This window comes from Citrobacter sp. UYEF32 (genome assembly GCF_040546205.1).
Classification (GTDB): domain Bacteria; phylum Pseudomonadota; class Gammaproteobacteria; order Enterobacterales; family Enterobacteriaceae; genus Phytobacter; species Phytobacter diazotrophicus.
The window spans coordinates 180507-201070 of record NZ_JBEPNI010000004.1 but is presented as its reverse complement, the minus strand read 5'-3'; the positions used below and the strand labels follow the sequence as shown (position 1 = coordinate 201070).

The following is a 20564-nucleotide window of genomic DNA, read 5'->3' as shown; positions in this document are numbered from 1 at the left end:
GCAGGTTTTTTTATGCCTGTAGGGTGGTTGAAACTCCCCCCTGAGTTTGCTTGACTGTGTGCTTACTCAGAGGGAGATGAATGATGAAAACGATTGGACTGTTGGGTGGCATGAGCTGGGAATCTACCATTCCGTATTACCGCCTGATTAATGAAGGGGTGAAGGCGCAATTGGGTGGTCTGCACTCTGCCAGCCTGCTGCTGCACAGCGTAGATTTTCATGAGATTGAAGAGTGCCAGCGCAGCGGCGAATGGGAAAAGGCCGGGGATATCCTGGCCGATGCGGCCGTCGGGCTACAAAACGCCGGTGCGCAGGGTATCGTGCTGTGTACGAACACGATGCACAAAATCGCCGGGCAGATTGAAGCACGCTGCGATGTGCCTTTCTTACATATTGCCGATGCCACCGGGCGGGCGATAGTGGCGCAGAAGCAATCCAAAGTGGCGCTGCTTGGCACCCGCTACACCATGGAGCAGGATTTTTATCGTGGTCGTCTGAGTGACGCGTTTGGTATTGAGACGCTGATTCCGGGGGAGTCAGACCGCGTGCGGGTCAATCAGGTTATTTTTGAAGAACTTTGCCTCGGTACGTTTAGCGATGTTTCGCGTGCCTATTATGTCAGTCTGATTGCGCAACTGGCGGAGCAGGGGGCGCAGGGGGTGATTTTCGGTTGCACTGAAATTGGCCTGCTGGTTTCACAAGATCAGTCGCCGATCCCGGTATTTGATACGGCTGCCCTGCATGCCGCCGATGCCGTAACGTTTATGCTCTCTTAAACGGCGTTCAGCACTGCGTTCAGTGGACCGGTAATCAACGGCATCGCCTCTTGTAAATGGCGACTGAATGCCTCGACCAGCGCCGAAGAGGGGCGATGCAACGGGCGGATCAGGCTCACCGTGAAGGGAACATCAATACTAAAACGGCGCACTACCACCCCGCTGGCGGCGTAATCGAGCGCGGTCAGCGGGTTGACCACCGAAATTCCCACCCCGGCGCGGACCATCGCGCAGACTGACGCCGCGCTGTGCGTTTCCAGCACCATACGGCGTTTCACCTGATGTTCATTGAACAAAGCATCGAGCAGTTGCCGGTAGCTGTCGGTGCGCGACAGGCTAATGTAATTCTCGCCATGAAAATCTCCTGGCGTAAGCTGTGCTTTATGCGCCAGTCGGTGGTTTTCCGGCAGGACACACACTTCGTTAAAAGTCAGTAGCGGCGTGCGCTCCGTCCCCGCAGGCGTGCTGATTGTTTCCGTCAGCCCCAGGTCATGACGCTGGGCGGAGAGCCACTCTTCCAGCAGCGGCGACTCTTGCGGAACAATATTCAGGCTAACGTCCGGGTAGCGGGCCAGAAAAGGCTGCAACAGTAGCGGTAAAAATGACTGGGAAAAGACTGGCAGGCAGGCAATCGACAGCTCACCCTGGCGGAATTCACGCAGGCTTTCGGCGGCGCTGACAATGCGATCCAGCCCGTACCAGGAGCGCTGTACTTCCTCAAAAAGACGTAACCCTTGCACCGTAGGATGCAGACGCCCACGCGTGCGTTCAAATAACTTCAACCCCAGCACTTTTTCAAAGCGCGCCAGCTCCCGGCTGACGGTAGGCTGCGAGGTATGCAGCAACTGAGCGGCTTCCGTCAAATTCCCGGTGGTCATCACGGCATGAAAAATTTCAATGTGGCGTAAGTTTACGGCGGGCATGGCGGCATCCTGGTAAGAGAATCCATATCATTTTTGCATAGACTCACGATAAAACGATATTTTTTATTCCTCCTGCCCTGTGGCGTAATCATAAAAAAACGTTTTCGGAGTCTGTTATGCCACGCCCACTGACACAAACCACAACCGACCTTAATGCCGCTAATCTTCTTCGGTTGCCTGCTGAATTTGGCTGCCCGGTCTGGGTTTATGACGCGCAAATTATTCGCGACCAGATTGCCCGCCTGACGCAGTTTGATGTGATCCGTTTCGCGCAAAAAGCCTGCTCGAACATTCATATCCTGCGCCTGATGCGTGAGCAGGGTGTGAAGGTGGATTCCGTGTCGTTAGGGGAAATTGAGCGTGCGCTGGCCGCAGGTTACGACCCGAAAACGCATCCGGAGGATATTGTTTTCACGGCGGACGTGATTGATGACGCGACGCTGGTCCGCGTGAGCGAGCTGCGCATTCCGGTTAATGCCGGGTCAGTGGATATGCTGGCACAACTGGGGCAGGTTTCGCCCGGTCACCCGGTCTGGCTGCGCGTTAACCCCGGCTTCGGTCATGGCCATAGCCAGAAAACCAATACCGGTGGCGAAAACAGCAAGCACGGCATCTGGTATAGTGACCTGCCTGCCGCGCTGGAAGTGATGCAGCGTTTTAACCTCAAACTGATCGGCATTCATATGCATATTGGTTCCGGGGTGGATTACGGCCACCTTGAACAGGTGTGCGGTGCGATGGTGCGCCAGGTGGTGGAATTTGGCCAGGATCTGCAGGCTATTTCGGCAGGCGGCGGTCTCTCCATTCCTTATCATGAAGGGGAGGAAGGGGTGGATACGCACCACTATTACAGCCTGTGGAATGCCGCACGTGAACAGGTGGCGAAACATCTGGGTCATCCGGTAAAACTGGAGATCGAACCGGGACGCTTCCTGGTGGCGGAGTCCGGGGTGCTGGTGGCACAGGTGCGCAGCGTGAAAGAGATGGGCAGCCGCCACTTTGTACTGATTGACGCTGGTTTTAACGATCTGATGCGCCCGTCCATGTACGGCAGCTATCACCACATTACCGCACTGGCGGCGGACGGGCGTGATTTAACCACCGTGCCGCGTATCGATACCGTGGTGGCCGGGCCGCTGTGCGAGTCTGGCGATGTGTTTACCCAGCAGGAGGGCGGTAAAGTCGAAACCCGCGCACTGCCTGCCGTGACGCCAGGGGATTACCTTGTGCTGCATGATACCGGGGCTTATGGTGCCTCGATGTCGTCGAACTATAATAGTCGTCCGCTGCTGCCGGAGGTGCTGTTTGATAAGGGCGTTGCACGGCTGATTCGTCGCCGTCAGACCATTGAAGAACTGCTGGCGCTGGAGCAGGTATAAGTCCTGCCTCGCCCCGAGGGGCGAGGGTATCAACGGTTTTCAAAACGTAACCCGAATAAGGCGCATCCGGGAATAACCCCGGTGGCGCTGACGCTTACCGGGGCTACGGTTGGTGCGATCGGTCGCCCGGATCAGGCGCCGCCGCATCCGGGAAAAATGGCCCGGGGGCGACTGAATCACGCAGCACCAGGGTGCCGGTAAACGGTGGGATCGCTTCGATCGATTCTTTGTTCGCCAGCCGCATAGCCTGATCGATGGCGGTGGTGATCATGGTGTCAATCGGTAGATAGACTGTCGACAGCCCCGGCTCCAGCCAACGGGCACTGGGGGCATCATCGAAGCCAAACAGTGAAATATCCTGCGGAATACGTAACCCCGCCTGATGCAGCGCCTTAGACGCGCCCAGCGCCATATCGTCATTACAGGCAAACAGCGCGCTGACTTTAATGCCCTCTTGTAAGATCTCCTGGCACAGTTCATAGCCGCGCGACATGGTTGAATCGCCGTATTTCACTTTGTCCGGATCCCAGCGAATACCGTGTTTTTCCAGCGCCTTGCGATATCCCATCAGGCGGGCTTTGCCGGTTGGCGTGTGGATAGGGGCGGTGATACAGGCAATATCGTGATGACCCTGATTTATCAGATAATCCACCGCCTGAAACGCCGCATCCTGCTGTTCAAAAAAAACGCATTTATCGTGGGCCTGAAACACTTCGCGGTTAATGACGATAAGCGGCATCGGGGTGGTATCGATCAGGCGGATAATCGCTTTCTCGCTCATAAAGCGGGTGTAAAGAATAATGGCGTCGCAGCGTCTGTCGGCCAGCATTTGCACCGCTAATTCTTCGCGTTCCGGGGCATCGTGCCCGTCGGTCACAATGAGCTGTTTGCCATAGGCTTCCGCCTGGCGCGATGCCTGCTGTAACAGGCGGCCAAAATAGAAACCGTTAAAACTGGAAACCACCAGGCCAATGTTATTACTGGTGCGGGTTGCCAGCGACTGGGCAAGAAAATTAGGCCGATAGCCCAGCTCTTCCATCGCCTGAAAAACCCGTTTACGGGTGCTCTCTTTTACCTGACCTGTGTCGTTCAACACGCGCGATACCGTAGCCTTGGAGACACCCGCGCGCAGTGAGACATCCAGCATTGTCGCCATGACCTGATCCTGTATCACATGAAGGCCGCTATTTTATCACATTCATCAAAGCGCAGCGGGGCAAGGGAGAGACAATAACCGGGCCGATCACGCTTTTGATGCAACGGGAAGAAAACCCTGGTTTATTTAGGGTGGTATGCCAAATTTGCTAAATATGGCAAATCTGGAATACCAGATGCCGCGTTGCGACCTTAATCACAGAACTATTTTCCAGCGGTAGCTATTTTTGGTATGCCAAAAGGTATTGAGCTGTATACCTGACACGATAAAAAGCCCTTTTACTGAGGTACCTCTAATGGCTCTACAGGAAAAGTTAATCGATTCTCTGGGTAGCTTCGCGACCAAATTCAACAGCTATCGCTACATTATGGCGATCAAGGCTTCGTTTATTACCCTGATGCCGGTCATCATCGTCGGCGCCTTCTCCGTGCTTATCTCCAATATGGTGCTGGATCCGAAAAACGGCCTCGCCAGCTTTGACGCGCTATCGTTCCTGGCCGCGCTCAAGCCAATTACCAGCGCTATCAACTACGCCACGCTCAACTTTTTGAATATCGGCGCGGTATTCCTGATTGGTATTGAGCTTGGTCGTATTAACGGCATCAAAACCCTGTTCCCCGGTTTGCTGGCGGTCATCTGCTTTATTTGCGTGACGCCAACCACGGTGGAAATGCTGGTCGATGGCCAAATGCACGTGGTAAAAGATGTGCTGCTGCGCCAGTTCTCGGATACCCGTAGCCTGTTCCTCGGCATGTTTATCGCGATTCTCTCCGTTGAGATTTACTGCTGGCTGGAGAACCGTGAAGGGCTGAAAATCAAAATGCCGGATACAGTGCCGCCTAACGTCTCGGCCTCGTTCTCTGCATTGATCCCCGCCATTATCACCACCACGGTTATCGCGACTTTTGGTTTTGTCTTCCATCAGATCACCGGCATGTACCTCTATGATGCTGTTTATCAGGTGGTGCAACAGCCGTTAGAGCGCGTGGTGCAAAGCCTGCCGGGTATTCTGCTGTTGATGTTTGTCGCTCAGTTGTTTTGGGTTATCGGCATTCATGGCAACCAGATGATCAAGCCGATCCGCGAACCCCTGCTGCTCGGTGCGATCACGGTCAACATGAGCGCATTTGAGCAGGGTAAAGAGGTACCGAATATCATCACCATGCCGTTCTGGGATGTGTATATGAGTATCGGCGGCTCCGGTCTGACCATTGGCCTGCTGATCGCCGTGATGATTGCCACCAAACGCAAAGAGATGAAAGAGATCGCCAAGCTCTCCATCGGCCCTGGCATCTTCAATATCAATGAACCGGTGATATTCGGCATGCCGATCATGCTCAATCCGATCCTCGCGATCCCCTTTATCATCACCCCGCTGGTGACCGGCTCAATCGGTTACTTTGCTACGGTTACCGGCTTTGCGGGCAAGGCCGTGGTGATGGTGCCCTGGACCACGCCGCCGCTCATTAACGCCTGGCTTTCCACCGCCGGTTCGATGGGGGCGGTAGTGACACAACTGGTGTGTATCCTGGCCTCGATCCTTATTTACCTGCCTTTTGTGAAGATTGCATCCCGCCGTGCGGAGCAGGCGCAACTGCAGGCTGAATCCACTGACATGGCGAAAAATGCCTAAAGGAGCCTGACGTGAGCACGAAAACACTCACCATCCCGCCGTCGTTTATGCTTGGTGCGGCGGCGTCAGCCTGGCAGACCGAGGGCTGGAGCGGCAAAAAAGAGGGGCAGGATTCATGGCCCGATCTTTGGTACAAAAACGACAGGCAGGTCTGGCATGAGGGCTATGGCCCGGCGGTGGCGACTGACTTTTATCACCGTTTTCGCGAAGACGTACAGTTGATGAAGCAGGCTGGCCTGACCCACTACCGCACCTCCATTAACTGGTCGCGCTTTCTGACCGACTATGAAAATGGCGTCGTGGATGAAGAGTATGCGGCCTATTACGACCAGCTCTTTGACGAGATGGCGCGTAACCGCATTGTGCCGATGATCTGCCTTGAACATTACGAATTGCCCGGTTACCTGCTGGAAACCTACGGTGGCTGGGCATCGAAAAAAGTGGTCGAACTCTATCTGCTTTACGTCGAAAAGGTCTTTGAACGGTTTCACCAAAAAGTGACGCGCTGGTTCACTTTTAACGAGCCCATCGTGGTGCAAACCAGAGTCTATCTGGATGCGCTGCGCTGGCCGTATGAGCAGAACACCAGCACCTGGATGCAGTGGAATCACCATAAGAATCTTGCCACGGCGAAAGTGGTGAAACTGTTTCGCGAGAAAGGGTACGCGGGAACGGTGGGGTGCATTCTGAACCCGGAAGTGACCTATCCGCGCTCCCGTGCGCCGCACGATGTCCATGCGGCAGCCATGTATGATCTCTTTTATAACCGCGTCTTCCTCGACCCAATGGTAAAAGGGGCATACCCGCCGGAGCTGTTTACCCTGCTTGAGAAGCATCAGGTGAGCTGGGACTACACCGACGACGAACTGGCGATCATTCGTGAAAATACCGTGGATGAATTGGGCATTAACCTCTATTACCCGCATCGGGTAAAAGCTCCTTCCCGCGCCTGGCACCCCGACACGCCGTTCCACCCGGCTTATTACTACGAACCCTTTGAGCTACCGGGGCGGCGCATGAATAAGTCGCGCGGCTGGGAAATTGGGCCGTTTATCATTTATGACATGGCGATGCGGATTAAAAACGAGTACGGCAACATCCCGTGGTTTGTGGCGGAAAGCGGGATGGGGGTTGAGAACGAAGGGCAGTTCCGCAATGCCGATGGGGTGATTGAAGACGATTACCGCATTGCATTTATTGGTGAGCATCTGTACCAGACGTTGCGCGCGCGGGAGGATGGCGCCAACTGTCACGGTTATATGCTCTGGGCGTTTACGGACAACGTATCGCCAATGAATGCCTTTAAAAATCGCTACGGGCTGGTGGAGATCGATTTGGACCACAACCGTGACCGGCGGGCGAAAAAGTCGCTCTCCTGGTATCGCCGGTTAAGCGACGAACGCCAGCTTACGATCTCTTTTGATGATGAATGGAAATAAGGAGCTGTGATGAAACGTATTGTCCTGTGTTGTTCTGCCGGGATGTCTACATCACTGGTGGTCACAAAGATGGAAAAAAACGCCGCCGAGCGCGGTCTTGAACTGAAAATCTATGCCATCGCTGAGCAGGCGCTACGCGATGAATTAGACAACCACAGCGGCGAGATTATCGCTGTACTGTTGGGGCCGCAGGTTCGCTTTAAGCTCGCGGAAAATAAGAAACTTACCGACCAATACGCTATCCCTATTGATGTGATCGATCCGGTGGCATATGGCACCTTAAATGGCGCGAAAGTTCTCGATCAGGCACTAAATTTGGTAAGATAGCGCGCCCAAAGGCCGGGGTTCTCCGGCCTGAGCTTCAACTACAGGTCTGTACAGGTGATGGTGATATTGTGGAAAAAGCTGTAATCCCGCCGGAAAAAAAACAGTACCAGGAGATTGGCGAAGATTTACGCGCGCAAATAATCCAGGGGCATTACCCTGTGGGATCCCGCCTTCCGCCTGAGCGCAATATTGCCGAAAAGTATGGCGTCAGCCGTACTATTGTCCGTGAAGCTCTCTTAATGCTTGAACTCCAGGGCACTGTCGACATTCGCCAGGGCTCCGGCGTCTATGTGATGCGTATTCCTCAGGAGCATGAAAACGAAGAAGAGCGCTTTCTCAGCAGTGATGTCGGCCCGTTTGAAATATTGCAGGCTCGTCAGTTGCTGGAGAGCAACATCGCCGCTTTTGCCGCCAAAATGGCGACGCGGGCGGATATCGATAACCTGCGCCGCATCCTCGAACAGGAACAACGCGCGATCGCCCTGAACGACACCAGCCAGGACAACAGCAAAATGTTTCATCTGGTGCTGGCGGGCGCTTCGCAAAACCAGATGCTACTGGCAACAGTAGAAAGCGTCTGGCACCACATGGACAGCAGCCCGCTGTGGCAGCAGTTCAACGTGCACATTACCAGCCGTCCTTATCGGCTGAAATGGCTTGGCGACAGGCAGACACTACTCGCTGCCCTGCGTCGTCGCGATGTGATGGGCGCCTGGCAGGCCATGTGGCAGCATCTTGAAAACGTAAAAAAGAGTTTGCTGGAGCTCTCGGACGAGGATGCCCCGGATTTTGACGGCTATCTGTTTGAATCCGTACCGATTTTTCAGGGGAAATTAATGTGAAAGTGGTTCCGTTATACGACGCGCCACAGCATGCTGAACAGGTGACCGAGTGGCTCTGGCGCGAGTTTGGTGACTCGCTGCCGCGCGCGTTCTTCGAAAGCATTATTGACCACAGCCAGACGCCGGGCAATCTGCCGCTAACCTTTGTGCTGGTGGATGACGATACGCTGCTTGGCACCGTAGGGTTGTGGCGTTGCGATTTGATAAGCCGCCAGGATCTGTTCCCCTGGCTGGCGGCGCTCTATGTTGATGAGTCCGCACGCGGGCAGGGGCTGGCGCGTACTTTACAGCAGCATGTGATTGAGTCTGCGCGGGAAATGGGGTTTAGCGAGCTTCATCTTTACTCCGCCTGCCGTGATTTTTATGAGCGCTTTGGCTGGCACTATATCGGCGACGGCCTCGATTACCCGGACACGACCGTCCACCTCTATCGCTTTACCCTCTAGTTGTCCTGCGGCGTCACGACCGAGTGGCGTCTTACCAGCGTCGGGTTAAACACATGCGTGACATCCGGGAGCGGACGGTTTTCTGCCAACGCCAGTGCCAGTTCCGCTGCCTGTGTCGCCATCGTCACGATGGGATAGCGCACCGTGGTCAGCCGCGGGCGGACATAGCGTGATATCAGCACATCGTCAAAGCCAATCAGCGAGATCTCATCTGGCACAGCAATGCCATTATCGTTAAGCACTCCCATTGCGCCCGCTGCCATCGAGTCGTTATAGCAGGCGATCGCCGTAAAATTCTTGCCGCGCCCGAGCAGTTCGGTCATTGCCTGTTCACCGCCGCTCTCGTCCGGTTCGCCGAAGGTGACCAGACGCTCATTACACGGCAGACCGTTTTCTTTGAGGGCGTCGTAATAACCCTGCAGGCGGTCTTCGGCATCGGAAATCGCGTGGTTGGAACACAAATAGCCTATCCGGGTATGGCCCTGTTGTATGAGGTGGCGCGTTGCCAGCCAGGCACCGTAGCGGTCATCCAGCGACACGCAGCGCTGTTCGAAACCGGGCAGAATGCGGTTAATCAGTACCATGCCGGGGATCTGTTTCATCAACGCAATGAGCTCAGCATCCGGCACCATTTTGGCGTGGACAACCAGTGCCGCACAGCGGTGGCGAATCAATTGTTCAATCGCATTACGTTCTTTTTGCTCATTGTGATAACCGTTGCCAATGAGCAGGAAGTTGCCAGTGCTGGAGGCGACCTGTTCAACCGCTTTTACCATGGCGCCAAAAAAAGGGTCAGAGACATCTCCGACCACCAGACCAACCGTTTCCGTCGACTGCTGCGCCAGCGCTCGGGCATTGGCGTTGGGGTGATAGCTCAGACTCTCCATGGCGGTCTGGACCGCCAGCCGTGAGGCTTCGCTGGCTTTTGGGGAGTCGTTAATTACGCGAGAGACTGTAGCGACAGAGACACCTGCAAGCCGGGCTACATCTTTTATTGTCGCCATTGAGCACCTTCATTTAGGGGTAAGCGTTTACACACCCACTTATGTTACGGGAATGCGCTGGCTAATCAAGGTTGTCGCCAGGGCACTTTCCGCAAACGTGAACTGACGCGGCGAAATGACGTGAAAACGTTACATGGAAAATATATCCGGAAATATACAGTTCGAACCTTTAGTTACACTTTGCGATAGGCTGTTTCTATTGTCTGCTGGAGGAGCATTTGGCCGGATTGCTACAGTAGCAATCCCAGAGGTATTGATAGGTGAAGTCAACCTGAGGGTTGAACACTTGAATTACACCAACCTGCGCAGATGTGCAGGTTTTTTTTTGCCATTAAGTCAATGTGTAACAAGCTGGATGATTAGAAACACCTCGTTGCACTTAGGCTCATTCGCTTGCTTTTTACTGCTGGCGAGCTAACGCGCCGCCAGCCACAATCAAGATCCCAGAGGTATTGATTGGTGATTATTTCGGTACGCATTTCGTACTTAATTTCTTGCACCAACCTGCGCGGATGCGCAGGTTTTTTTTCGCCCGCATTTCGCCGCCCCCCACTTCTCGTGTAATCTGCCACAATTTATTCATAACCTGTCGAATTGACTAACAAAAGGAGTTGAAATGTTATTTGGCTTTTTTCGTGGCCTCTTTCGCGTCCTGTTCCGTGTGCGACTCACGGGCAATACACAGGCGTTGCACGGCGAGCGCGTGCTGATTGTCCCCAACCATGTCTCCTTTATCGATGGGATTTTGCTGGCGCTCTTTCTTCCTGTTCGCCCGGTCTTTGCGGTTTATACCTCCATCAGCCAGCAGTGGTACATGCGCTGGCTTAAACCGATCATCGATTTTGTGCCGCTGGATCCGACGAAGCCGATGTCCGTCAAACACCTTGTCCGCCTGATTGGCGAAGGGCGTCCGGTAGTGATTTTCCCGGAAGGGCGCATTTCGGTGTCCGGCTCGCTGATGAAAATCTACGATGGTGCGGGGTTTGTGGCGGCGAAGTCGGCGGCAACCGTCGTACCGCTGCGTATAGAGGGGGCGGAGCTGACCTTTTTCAGCCGTCTGAAAGGGCTGGTTAAACAGCGGTTATTCCCACAGATTCATCTGCATGTTCTGCCGCCAACGCAACTGCCAATGCCGGAAGCGCCGCGCGCCCGCGACCGCCGTAAAATTGCCGGAGAGATGCTGCATCAGATTATGATGGAAGCCCGCATGGCGGTGCGTCCGCGCGAAACCTTATTCGACGCCTTCCTTGCCGCACAATATCGTTACGGCGCAGGCAAGCACTGCGTAGAAGACATTAATTTCACCCCGGACACTTACCGTAAGCTGCTGACCAAGACACTGTTTGTCGCCCGTATTCTCGACAAATACACGGTGCAGGGTGAGAAAATCGGCCTGATGTTGCCGAACGCCGGTATCAGCGCCGCGGTGATTTTTGGCGCCATCGCCCGCGGGCGCGTTCCGGCGATGATGAACTACACCGCTGGTGTTAAAGGGCTGACCAGCGCCATTACCGCGGCGGAAATCAAAACGGTATTTACCTCGCGTACCTTTATGGACAAAGGGAAGCTCTGGCATCTGCCGGAACAGCTAACCCAGGTGCGCTGGGTCTATCTGGAAGATTTAAAAGGCAGCGTCACGCTGGAAGATAAGCTGTGGATCTTTAGCCGCGTGCTGATGCCACGTCTGGCGCAGGTGCCGCAAAAACCCGAAGATGCGGCGATCATACTTTTTACCTCCGGCTCTGAGGGCAATCCGAAAGGGGTTGTCCACAGTCATAAAAGTATTCTGGCGAACGTCGAGCAAATCCGCACCATTGCCGATTTCACCGCCAATGATCGCTTTATGTCGGCGCTGCCGCTGTTCCACTCTTTTGGTCTGACGGTGGGGCTGTTTACGCCGCTGTTGACCGGGGCAGAAGTGTTCCTCTACCCAAGCCCGCTGCACTATCGCATTGTGCCGGAACTGGTGTACGACCGGAACTGTACCGTGCTGTTCGGCACATCGACATTCCTGGGGAATTACGCCCGCTTCGCCAATCCGTATGACTTTTTCCGCCTGCGTTATGTGGTAGCAGGGGCTGAAAAGCTCCAGGACAGCACCCGTCAGCTTTGGCAGGACAAATTTGGTCTGCGCATTCTGGAGGGCTACGGGGTAACAGAGTGTGCGCCAGTGGTGTCAATCAACGTGCCGATGGCGGCGAAGCCCGGTACCGTTGGGCGTATTCTGCCCGGTATGGACGCGCGCCTGCTTGAAGTGCCGGGTATTGATGACGGTGGCCGGCTGCAACTGAAAGGACCGAACATCATGAACGGTTATCTGCGCGTGGAGAACCCCGGCGTGCTGGAAGCGCCTGCGGCAGAAAATGCCCAGGGTGAGCTGGAAAGCGGCTGGTATGACACGGGCGATATTGTGCGCTTTGATGAGCAAGGCTTCGTGCAGATTCAGGGCCGTGCCAAACGCTTTGCCAAAATTGCCGGTGAGATGATTTCGCTGGAGATGGTGGAGCAACTGGCGCTGGCGGTATCGCCTGAGAAGATGCATGCCACGGCGATCAAATCCGACGCCAGCAAAGGCGAGGCGCTGGTCCTGTTCACCACCGATGAACAACTGACGCGCGAGAAACTCCAGCAGCAGGCGCGTGCGCAAGGCGTGCCGGAACTGGCGGTTCCGCGCGATATACGCTTCCTCAAACAGTTGCCGTTACTGGGCAGCGGGAAGCCTGACTTTGTGACGTTAAAAGGCATGGTTGAAGAGGCGGAAACCCAAAATGCATGAGTCAGTACCCACTAACACTTCACTGTGGTCGAAGGGGATGAAAGCGGTCATTGTCGCCCAGTTCCTGTCGGCCTTTGGTGATAATGCGCTGCTGTTTGCCACCCTGGCGCTGTTGAAAGCGGAGTTCTACCCCGACTGGAGTCAACCGATCCTGCAGATGGTGTTTGTGGGCGCTTACATCCTTTTTGCCCCCTTTGTCGGGCAGATCGCCGACAGCTTCCCCAAAGGGCGCGTGATGATGGTCGCCAACGGCCTCAAGTTGTTGGGGGCGGCCAGCATTTGCATCGGCATCAACCCTTTCATCGGCTATACCCTGGTGGGCGTGGGAGCGGCGGCCTATTCCCCGGCGAAATACGGTATCCTGGGTGAACTGACAACCGGCGATAAACTGGTTAAAGCGAACGGACTGATGGAGTCCTCAACGATTGCCGCGATCCTGTTGGGTTCCATGGCGGGCGGTATTCTGGCTGACTGGCACGTGCTGGCTTCGCTGGGCGTCTGTGCGCTGGTCTACGCAGGCGCGGTGGCGGCAAACCTGATGATTCCACGCCTGGCGGCTGCGCGTCCGGGGCAGTCCTGGCGTTTCACCCCGATGACGCGCAGTTTTTTCTCTGCCTGTTCATTGTTGTGGCGTAATGGCGAGACGCGTTTTTCACTGGTTGGTACCAGCCTGTTCTGGGGCGCGGGGGTAACGCTGCGTTTTCTGCTGGTACTGTGGGTGCCCGTTGCGCTGGGCATTACGGATAACGCCACGCCGACTTATCTCAATGCCATGGTGGCGGTGGGCATTGTGGTGGGGGCCGGGCTTGCCGCTAAACTGGTTACGCTTGAGACGGTGGCGCGTTGTATGCCTGCCGGGATTTTGATTGGCGTGGCAGTAACCTTCTTTTCGTTACAACATGCAGTACTTCCGGCTTATGGAATCTTAATGCTTATCGGCATGCTGGGTGGTTTTTTCGTAGTGCCACTTAATGCGCTGTTGCAGGAGCGGGGTAAGCGTTCTGTTGGCGCAGGAAACGCTATTGCGGTACAGAATCTCGGCGAGAACACCGCCATGCTGTTGATGCTGGGACTCTACTCCCTGGCGGTCAAAGTGGGTGTGCCGGTGGTTGGTGTCGGTGTCGGGTTCGGCGTACTGTTTGCGCTGGCAATTGCGGCACTGTGGATTTGGCAACGCCGCCGCTAAGAGACAGGCCGGGTTACCCGGCCTGATTCATATTAGGGTGCCGGGTAGGTATAGACCTGATGCACCGCTTCAATTTCGGCGAGCACCTCTTCGCTGAGCGTAAGATGCAGACTTTCCACATTCGTTTTTAGCTGTTCCATTGTTGTTGCGCCCAGAAGGGTGCTGGCAACGAACGGCTGACGACGCACAAATGCCAGCGCCATCTGCGCCGGATCCAGATTGTGGCGTTTGGCGATATCCACGTAGGCAGCAACCGCTTTTTGCGCCTGCTCGCCACTGTAACGAGTAAAGCGGCTGAACAGGGTGTTGCGGGCACCTGCGGGTTTCGCACCGTTCAGGTATTTCCCGGTGAGGGTGCCGAACGCCAGGCAGGAGTAAGCCAGCAGCTCAACCCCTTCATATTGCGTCACCTCAGCCAGACCTACTTCATAGCTACGGTTAAGCAGGCTGTAGGGATTCTGAATGGTGACGATGCGCGGTAGTTCATGTTTTTCTGCCAGTTGCAGATAGCGCATCACGCCAAAGGCCGTTTCATTCGACACGCCGATATAGCGAATTTTGCCCGCGCGCTGGAACTCGGTCAGCGCCTCCAGCGTTTCCAGCAGAGTGACGACAGGGGCGGATTCCGTCCACTTATAGCCCAGTGTGCCAAAACAGTTGGTAGGGCGCTGCGGCCAGTGCACCTGATAGAGATCGAGATGATCGGTTTGCAGGCGTTTCAGGCTCGCTTCAAGCGCGAGGCGGATATTTTTACGATCCAGCGCCTGGTTTGGTCGAATGCTATTGTCATTATTGCGCGAAGGGCCGCTAACCTTCGAGGCGAGGACCACTTTCTCACGATTGCCGCGCTTCGCCAGCCAGTTACCGACATAGGTCTCCGTCAGCCCTTGTGTTTCCGGGCGCGGCGGGACGGGATACATCTCTGCGACATCAATCAGGTTGATCCCCTGGCTGATGGCGTAATCAAGCTGTGCGTGGGCGTCGGCTTCGCTGTTCTGTTCACCAAACGTCATTGTGCCCAGCCCCAGGGTACTTATCTCAAGTGAACTGTGGGGGATACGGTGATAGTGCATAGCCGGCTTCCTTTAACTTACTTTACTGCGTCAGTTGTCCTGACAAAGGAATATAAACATGGCAGAGGGCAGAACAAAGGGAAAGAGGGGAGACCAAAAAAGGTCAGCAGGTGACTGACCTTTTTAAAGATTTTTAGCGCTCGAGGATCTGAGAAACATCATCACGGTTGATCTGCATCTTATTGCCTTGCTGGTCATGGTAACTAACCAGGCCGGTTTCATCGTCAATTTCTGGCTTACCGTCAGTCAGGATCATCCTGCCATCTTTGGTTGCCATAACGTAATCACTACTACAACCTGAAACTGCAAATGCCAATCCAACTGCAGAGATAATCACTGCCCATTTTTTCATCGTTCTGTCCTCATTTGGCTCGTGTCTCACATCATTCTAGTAATAACCTGATGTATCAGTGCAAAAAAGGGGGAAAATCTTAAAGTGTGGGCAGGGACAAAAAGACGGGGAAAATAGCTTCCCCTTGCGGGGAAGCCTTGTATTACGACGGGTTTTTCTTACCGCGCATCAAGTTGAGCGTCTCAACTGTGATAGAGAAGAACATCGCGAAGTAGATATACCCTTTCGGTACATGAATCGAGACGCTTTCCAGAATCAGGGTAAAGCCCACCAGAATCAGGAAGGATAACGCCAGCATTTTCACCGAAGGATGGCGATTCACAAACTCGCCGATAGGGCGTGCGGCAAACATCATCACGCCAACCGAAATCACCACTGCCGCCATCATAATAAACAGATGGTCGGACAGGCCAACCGCAGTAATGACGGAATCGAGACTGAAAATAATGTCCAGCAGCATAATCTGTACGATTGCCCCGAGGAACGAGTGGACATTGGTTTTCAGATCCTCTTCATCACCTTCGATCGTTTCGTGGATCTCTTTACTGGCTTTCCAGATTAGGAACACACCGCCACAAAACAGGATCAGATCGCGCGCTGATACCGCATGATCCAATACGCTAAACAGCGGGGTGGTCAGTTTTGTCAGCCAGGCGATTGAAGCCAGCAGCAGCAATCGCATGACCATCGCGGCAGCCAGACCGAGCCTTCGGGCGTGGTTACGCTGCGCGGTGGGCAGCTTCGCCACAACCAGTGAGAGGAAAATAATATTGTCGATCCCAAGCACAATCTCCAACAGCGTTAGCGTGCCAAGGGCAAGCCAGGCATTGGGATCGGTAATCCATGCAAATAACATCTATAAAGTCCTGCCAAAAAAGAAAGGCTGATTATAAGCGCCAGCCGCGCGGAGGTAAAAGTTAATCCCCTGGCACCAGGAAATGTCGGGCGAGCAGCGCGCCGGTGAAATTCTTTTTCAGATAGAAACCACGCGGCAGCGTCAGGATAGGTTCTCCATGTGCGCCGACGGCTTCGGTCAGCGCTTTGCTGTTTGCCGCTTTCGGGCGCAACTGCAACACCTCCCCGTGACGCGCTGTAATACGCTCAACCTGGCCAAGCACAATCAAGTCCATCAACTCTTCCCAGTCCATGCGCAACTGGGTTTCTTCCTCTTCACTGGGACTCCAGAGCAGCGGCGCGCCTACGCGGCGCTCGGCAAGGGGAATGTCGCGCGAACCTTCGATGGGGATCCATAACACGCGGCGCAATTTATGACGTACATGACTGGTTTCCCACACCACCCCTGTATTGCCTGTTAGCGGGGCGACGCAGACAAACGTCGTCTCCAGCGGCCGGCCCGCGCTATCGATGGGGATCGTTTTCAGCTCTACGCCCAGCGCTGCGAAATCCTGCTCCGGTTTACTGCCTGCACTGGCGCCGAGCCACTGCTCCAGCAGGATACCCGTCCAGCCTTTATCGCGTTTCAGATCGCGAGGAATGGGCAATCCGGCAAGCCGGGCAAGTTCGCCCAGGGTGTAGCCTGCGAGATGTTGCGCCTGGGTAAGCAACTGAATTTCAGACTCAGGAGACGATAGTAAAGGTTGTATGGCGGACATGCTAAAACCTTGGTTAAAAAATGAACTGCAATTATGCACACCGTCGCTGGCTGCGATCTTTTTCCACCCGTCCTGATAAAAGGACTGATTCATAAGATAATTTTCCGTGAAAAAGGTGGTGTTGCGCAACTCGCTACGCGGTTGTTCAAATCTGGTCACTGACAATGAACAGGATCTTACACCATGTTATCCACAGAAAAATGGGATAACTGGGTAAAAGTGTCACTACTGTTTCGATTTACAGCCTTGACGTGCGACGAAAATCGAATTTCTGCACAAAATGTGCCTAAGTTATTGGCATAATCTGTGGATAAAAACGACGTTGTTCGATCTTTCATCACTACAAGGATCACTATAGTGACGATCATCACATTATGTGATGCAAATACAGAAATAAACCTATTAACTCAATGAATTTAAGGTAATTATTCACTGGGTCGATTATTTGCATATTCAGACTACTCCGGGTTTTCCAATGTTAAATCTCCGGTTCTTCACAAGTCTATCCACAGAAAAGGTGAATAAAACCGGGCAGGCGAGGGGACGTCTGTTTATAACTTTGCCGATAATTGTGAGTTATTCAAATGTTATCCGTTTGTTCCGTCGTAATTGAGTGGTTTACCGTTTTCCACGAGTGTGAAACAATCGATTAATTCAGGTTTATTTTGAGGTAGTCCGGTGATTGATGACGATGGCTACCGCCCAAATGTGGGTATCGTAATCTGTAATCGACAGGGCCAGGTCATGTGGGCCAGACGCTTCGGGCAGCACTCCTGGCAGTTTCCCCAGGGGGGAATCAACCCAGGCGAGTCTCCGGAGCAGGCGATGTTCAGGGAGCTGTTCGAGGAAGTAGGCTTAAATCGTAAAGATGTTCGAATCCTTGCTTCTACCCGTAACTGGTTGCGTTACAAGTTACCGAAACGTTTGGTGCGTTGGGATACAAAGCCGGTCTGTATCGGCCAGAAACAAAAATGGTTTCTTCTGCAATTGGTCAGCAGTGATGCTGATGTCAATATGCAAACCAGTAGTACCCCTGAGTTTGATGGCTGGCGCTGGGTGAGCTACTGGTATCCTGTTCGTCAGGTAGTGTCGTTCAAACGCGATGTCTACCGACGGGTGATGAAAGAGTTTGCAGGGGCCGTGATGGCGCTTCAGGAGATTCCGCCTAAGCCACAAAGTGCACCTGCCTGGCGACGTAAAAGAGGTTAAGCCACGCACATTATGCTCACCCGCTTGCGAGAAATCGTTGAAAAAGTTGCCAGCGCGCCGCGACTGAACGAAGCGCTGGAAATACTGGTCACAGATATTTGCGAGGCGATGGAGACGGAAGTTTGCTCCGTCTACCTCGCAGACCATGACCGGCGTTGTTATTACCTAATGGCGACTCGCGGTTTAAAAAAGCCGCGCGGGCGTACGGTCACTCTCGCATTTGATCAAGGTATCGTCGGCCTGGTAGGCAGGCTGGCGGAACCTATTAACCTTGCTGATGCGCAAAAACACCCCAGTTTTAAATACATCCCTGCCGTAAAAGAAGAGCGTTTTCGCGCTTTTCTCGGCGTGCCGATTATTCAGCGTCGTCAGCTTCTCGGTGTTCTGGTTGTTCAGCAACGTGAACTGCGCCAGTACGATGAAAGCGAAGAATCCTTCCTGGTGACGCTGGCTACCCAAATGGCGGCCATTCTCTCTCAGTCGCAGCTAACCGCGCTGTTTGGTCAGTATCGCCAGACGCGTATTCGCGCGCTTCCTGCGTCATCCGGCGTGGCCATTGCCGAAGGCTGGATGGATGAAACGCTGCCGTTGATGGAACAGGTTTATGAAGCCTCGACCCTCAACACAACGCTTGAACGGGAAAGGCTGACCAGCGCGCTGGAAGAGGCGGCGGGTGAGTTTCGTCGTTATAGCAAGCGCTTTTCTGCGGGTGCGCAAAAAGAGACGGCGGCGATTTTCGATCTTTACTCGCATCTGCTTTCCGATGCGCGTCTGCGCCGTGAGCTGTTTGCCGAGGTAGATAAAGGTCTGGTCGCTGAATGGGCGGTCAAAACGGTTATTGAACGATTCGCCGAGCAGTTTGCGGCATTGAGTGACGGTTATCTGAAAGAACGCTCTGGCGATTTACGCACGCTCGGCCAGCGCTTGCTGTTCCATCTCGATGATAATATTCAGGGCCCCAATACCTGGCCGGAACGTTTTATTCTTGTTGCCGATGAATTATCTGCGACAACGCTGGCGGAGCTTCCGCATGACAGGCTCGCGGGTGTTGTAGTACGCGATGGCGCATCCAACTCCCATGCGGCAATCATGGTTCGTGCGCTCGGGATCCCGACGGTTATGGGGGCGGATATTCAGCCTTCTGTGCTGCATCGTCGCACGCTGGTGGTGGACGGCTATCGCGGTGAGCTGCTGGTGGATCCAGAGCCTGTTCTGTTGCAGGAATACCAGCGACTTATCACCGAAGAGAATGAATTAACCCGGCTTGCCGAAGATGATGTGAACCTCGCCGCGCAGCTTAAAAGCGGTGAGCGCATCAGGGTGATGCTCAACGCGGGGCTCAGTCCGGAGCATGAAGAGAAGCTCGGTAGTCGTATTGACGGCATCGGGCTTTATCGCACCGAAATTCCCTTTATGTTGCAAAGTGGTTTCCCGTCGGAGGAAGAGCAGGTCGCACAGTACCAAGGCATGCTGCAGATGTTTAACGATAAGCCGGTGACCCTGCGTACGCTGGATATCGGCGCGGATAAACAGTTGCCGTATATGCCGATAAGCGAAGAGAACCCGTGCCTGGGTTGGCGTGGCATCCGGATTACGCTCGATCAGCCGGAAATCTTTCTTGTGCAGGTGCGCGCAATGCTGCGTGCGAACGCGGCTACCGGAAATCTCAGCATCCTGCTGCCGATGATCACCAGTATTGATGAGGTAGATGAAGCAAAACGGCTGATTGAACGTGCCGGGCGTGAAGTCGAAGAGATGATTGGTTACGCCATTCCGAAACCGCGTATTGGCGTGATGATTGAAGTGCCATCAATGGTGTTTATGCTCTCGCACCTGGCGAATCGGGTCGACTTTATCTCTATCGGCACTAATGATCTTACTCAGTATATTCTGGCGGTTGATCGTAACAATACGCGTGTGGCCAGTATGTATGACAGCCTGCATCCTGCCGTGTTGCGCGCGCTGGCGATGATTGCCAGAGAAGCCGAACAGGCGGGCGTCGATCTGCGTCTGTGCGGTGAAATGGCGGGAGATCCCATGTGTGTGGCGGTGCTGATTGGGCTTGGTTTTAGCCATCTGTCGATGAACGGTAAGTCGGTAGCGCGTATTAAATATCTGCTACGGCGTATTGATTTTGCTGAGGCGCAAACGCTGGCCAACCGTACGCTTGAGGCGCAACTGGCGACCGAAGTACGACATCAGGTCGCGGCATTTATGGAGCGACGCGGTCTGGGTGGTCTTATTCGCGGTGGGTTGTAGAGGCAAGTTCCCTGGATCATAGACAACTCTGTGACCGGGGCGCGCTGGGGAAGCCAACGTGTCTGCGGCGTAAAGGATGGCGGGTATACATATCTTTTACAACTTCGCCGCATCCAGCCTGACCTCCTTATGCTATCATTCGCGCCTTTGGAGCGCCCGCCAGAACGGGCG

Annotated in this window: 18 protein-coding genes and 1 pseudogene; 11 read left to right on the top strand and 8 right to left on the bottom strand. The window is 54.3% G+C overall.

The annotated features are described in order from the left end of the window. Positions 1-83 precede the first annotated feature (83 nt). Positions 84-776: an aspartate/glutamate racemase gene (locus tag ABIB59_RS12360; RefSeq protein WP_354035906.1), complete on the top strand. Its 693-nt coding sequence runs from the start codon at positions 84-86 to the stop codon at positions 774-776. On the opposite strand, the gene ABIB59_RS12355 is transcribed toward ABIB59_RS12360, so the two are convergent. Further along, positions 773-1699: a LysR family transcriptional regulator gene (locus ABIB59_RS12355; RefSeq protein ID WP_039077124.1), complete on the bottom strand. Its 927-nt coding sequence runs from the start codon at positions 1697-1699 to the stop codon at positions 773-775. The two genes, ABIB59_RS12360 and ABIB59_RS12355, sit on opposite strands and share 4 nt — an antisense overlap. Before the next feature lie 116 nt (positions 1700-1815). Here ABIB59_RS12355 and lysA point away from each other — a divergent pair, with 116 nt between their 5' ends. Then, on the top strand, positions 1816-3078 hold the full coding sequence (lysA, locus tag ABIB59_RS12350; protein WP_354035623.1) for a diaminopimelate decarboxylase: 1263 nt from the start codon (positions 1816-1818) through the stop codon (positions 3076-3078). Positions 3079-3181: 103 nt separating this feature from the next. Here lysA and ABIB59_RS12345 read toward each other — a convergent pair whose 3' ends face one another. Then, positions 3182-4234: a LacI family DNA-binding transcriptional regulator gene (locus ABIB59_RS12345; RefSeq protein ID WP_108700691.1), complete on the bottom strand. Its 1053-nt coding sequence runs from the start codon at positions 4232-4234 to the stop codon at positions 3182-3184. Between the two features lie 295 nt (positions 4235-4529). On the opposite strand from ABIB59_RS12345, the gene ABIB59_RS12340 reads away from it, so the two are divergent. The 5 genes from ABIB59_RS12340 (at position 4530) to ABIB59_RS12320 (ending at position 8921) form a co-directional block, all read left to right on the top strand. Continuing rightward, positions 4530-5867, top strand: a complete 1338-nt coding sequence (locus ABIB59_RS12340) for a PTS sugar transporter subunit IIC (RefSeq protein ID WP_039077121.1) — start codon at positions 4530-4532, stop codon at positions 5865-5867. Positions 5868-5878: 11 nt separating this feature from the next. Continuing rightward, positions 5879-7306: a glycoside hydrolase family 1 protein gene (locus ABIB59_RS12335; protein ID WP_071193773.1), complete on the top strand. Its 1428-nt coding sequence runs from the start codon at positions 5879-5881 to the stop codon at positions 7304-7306. 9 nt (positions 7307-7315) lie between these two features. Continuing rightward, positions 7316-7633 (top strand): PTS sugar transporter subunit IIB, encoded by a 318-nt coding sequence (locus ABIB59_RS12330; protein ID WP_071193774.1) that lies wholly within the window; start codon positions 7316-7318, stop codon positions 7631-7633. A 68-nt stretch (positions 7634-7701) separates the two neighbouring features. Then, entirely contained in the window at positions 7702-8475 is a 774-nt protein-coding gene (locus tag ABIB59_RS12325) for a GntR family transcriptional regulator (RefSeq protein ID WP_039077118.1), read from the top strand. Then, entirely contained in the window at positions 8472-8921 is a 450-nt protein-coding gene (locus ABIB59_RS12320; protein ID WP_079498509.1) for a GNAT family N-acetyltransferase, read from the top strand. The genes ABIB59_RS12325 and ABIB59_RS12320 overlap by 4 nt, the downstream gene beginning before the upstream one ends. Here the strand turns inward: ABIB59_RS12320 and galR are convergent. Continuing rightward, positions 8918-9925 (bottom strand): HTH-type transcriptional regulator GalR, encoded by a 1008-nt coding sequence (galR, locus tag ABIB59_RS12315; RefSeq protein WP_039077116.1) that lies wholly within the window; start codon positions 9923-9925, stop codon positions 8918-8920. The two genes, ABIB59_RS12320 and galR, sit on opposite strands and share 4 nt — an antisense overlap. Positions 9926-10541: 616 nt before the next feature. Between galR and aas the strand changes: the two genes are divergently transcribed. Beyond that, complete coding sequence (gene aas, locus ABIB59_RS12310; RefSeq protein ID WP_039077115.1) at positions 10542-12701, top strand: bifunctional acyl-ACP--phospholipid O-acyltransferase/long-chain-fatty-acid--ACP ligase; 2160 nt, start codon at positions 10542-10544, stop codon at positions 12699-12701. Further along, entirely contained in the window at positions 12694-13887 is a 1194-nt protein-coding gene (gene lplT / locus ABIB59_RS12305) for a lysophospholipid transporter LplT (RefSeq protein ID WP_039077114.1), read from the top strand. Before aas ends, lplT begins: the two co-directional genes overlap by 8 nt. A 32-nt stretch (positions 13888-13919) precedes the next feature. On the opposite strand, the gene ABIB59_RS12300 is transcribed toward lplT, so the two are convergent. The 5 genes and pseudogenes from ABIB59_RS12300 to ABIB59_RS12280 all read right to left on the bottom strand — a co-directional run. Then, positions 13920-14960, bottom strand: coding sequence for an NADP(H)-dependent aldo-keto reductase (locus ABIB59_RS12300; protein WP_039077113.1), 1041 nt, complete (start codon positions 14958-14960; stop codon positions 13920-13922). A 133-nt stretch (positions 14961-15093) separates the two neighbouring features. Further along, positions 15094-15312, bottom strand: coding sequence for a lipoprotein YgdR (gene ygdR, locus ABIB59_RS12295; RefSeq protein ID WP_039077112.1), 219 nt, complete (start codon positions 15310-15312; stop codon positions 15094-15096). Between the two features lie 142 nt (positions 15313-15454). Beyond that, on the bottom strand, positions 15455-16168 hold the full coding sequence (locus ABIB59_RS12290) for a TerC family protein (RefSeq protein ID WP_039077111.1): 714 nt from the start codon (positions 16166-16168) through the stop codon (positions 15455-15457). Between the two features lie 61 nt (positions 16169-16229). Beyond that, complete coding sequence (gene mutH / locus ABIB59_RS12285; protein WP_107223957.1) at positions 16230-16925, bottom strand: DNA mismatch repair endonuclease MutH; 696 nt, start codon at positions 16923-16925, stop codon at positions 16230-16232. Positions 16926-17076: 151 nt separating this feature from the next. Next, positions 17077-17151: pseudogene (locus ABIB59_RS12280) on the bottom strand (hypothetical protein); the annotation flags it as partial. Positions 17152-17603: 452 nt separating this feature from the next. On the opposite strand from ABIB59_RS12280, the gene rppH reads away from it, so the two are divergent. Together rppH and ptsP are read left to right on the top strand one after the other, a co-directional pair. After that, positions 17604-18134 carry an RNA pyrophosphohydrolase gene (gene rppH / locus ABIB59_RS12275; RefSeq protein ID WP_039077110.1) on the top strand — a complete coding sequence of 177 codons (531 nt, stop codon included), beginning with the start codon at positions 17604-17606 and terminating at the stop codon, positions 18132-18134. Positions 18135-18146: 12 nt separating this feature from the next. Continuing rightward, complete coding sequence (gene ptsP, locus ABIB59_RS12270) at positions 18147-20393, top strand: phosphoenolpyruvate--protein phosphotransferase (RefSeq protein ID WP_039077109.1); 2247 nt, start codon at positions 18147-18149, stop codon at positions 20391-20393. Positions 20394-20564: the final 171 nt, after the last annotated feature.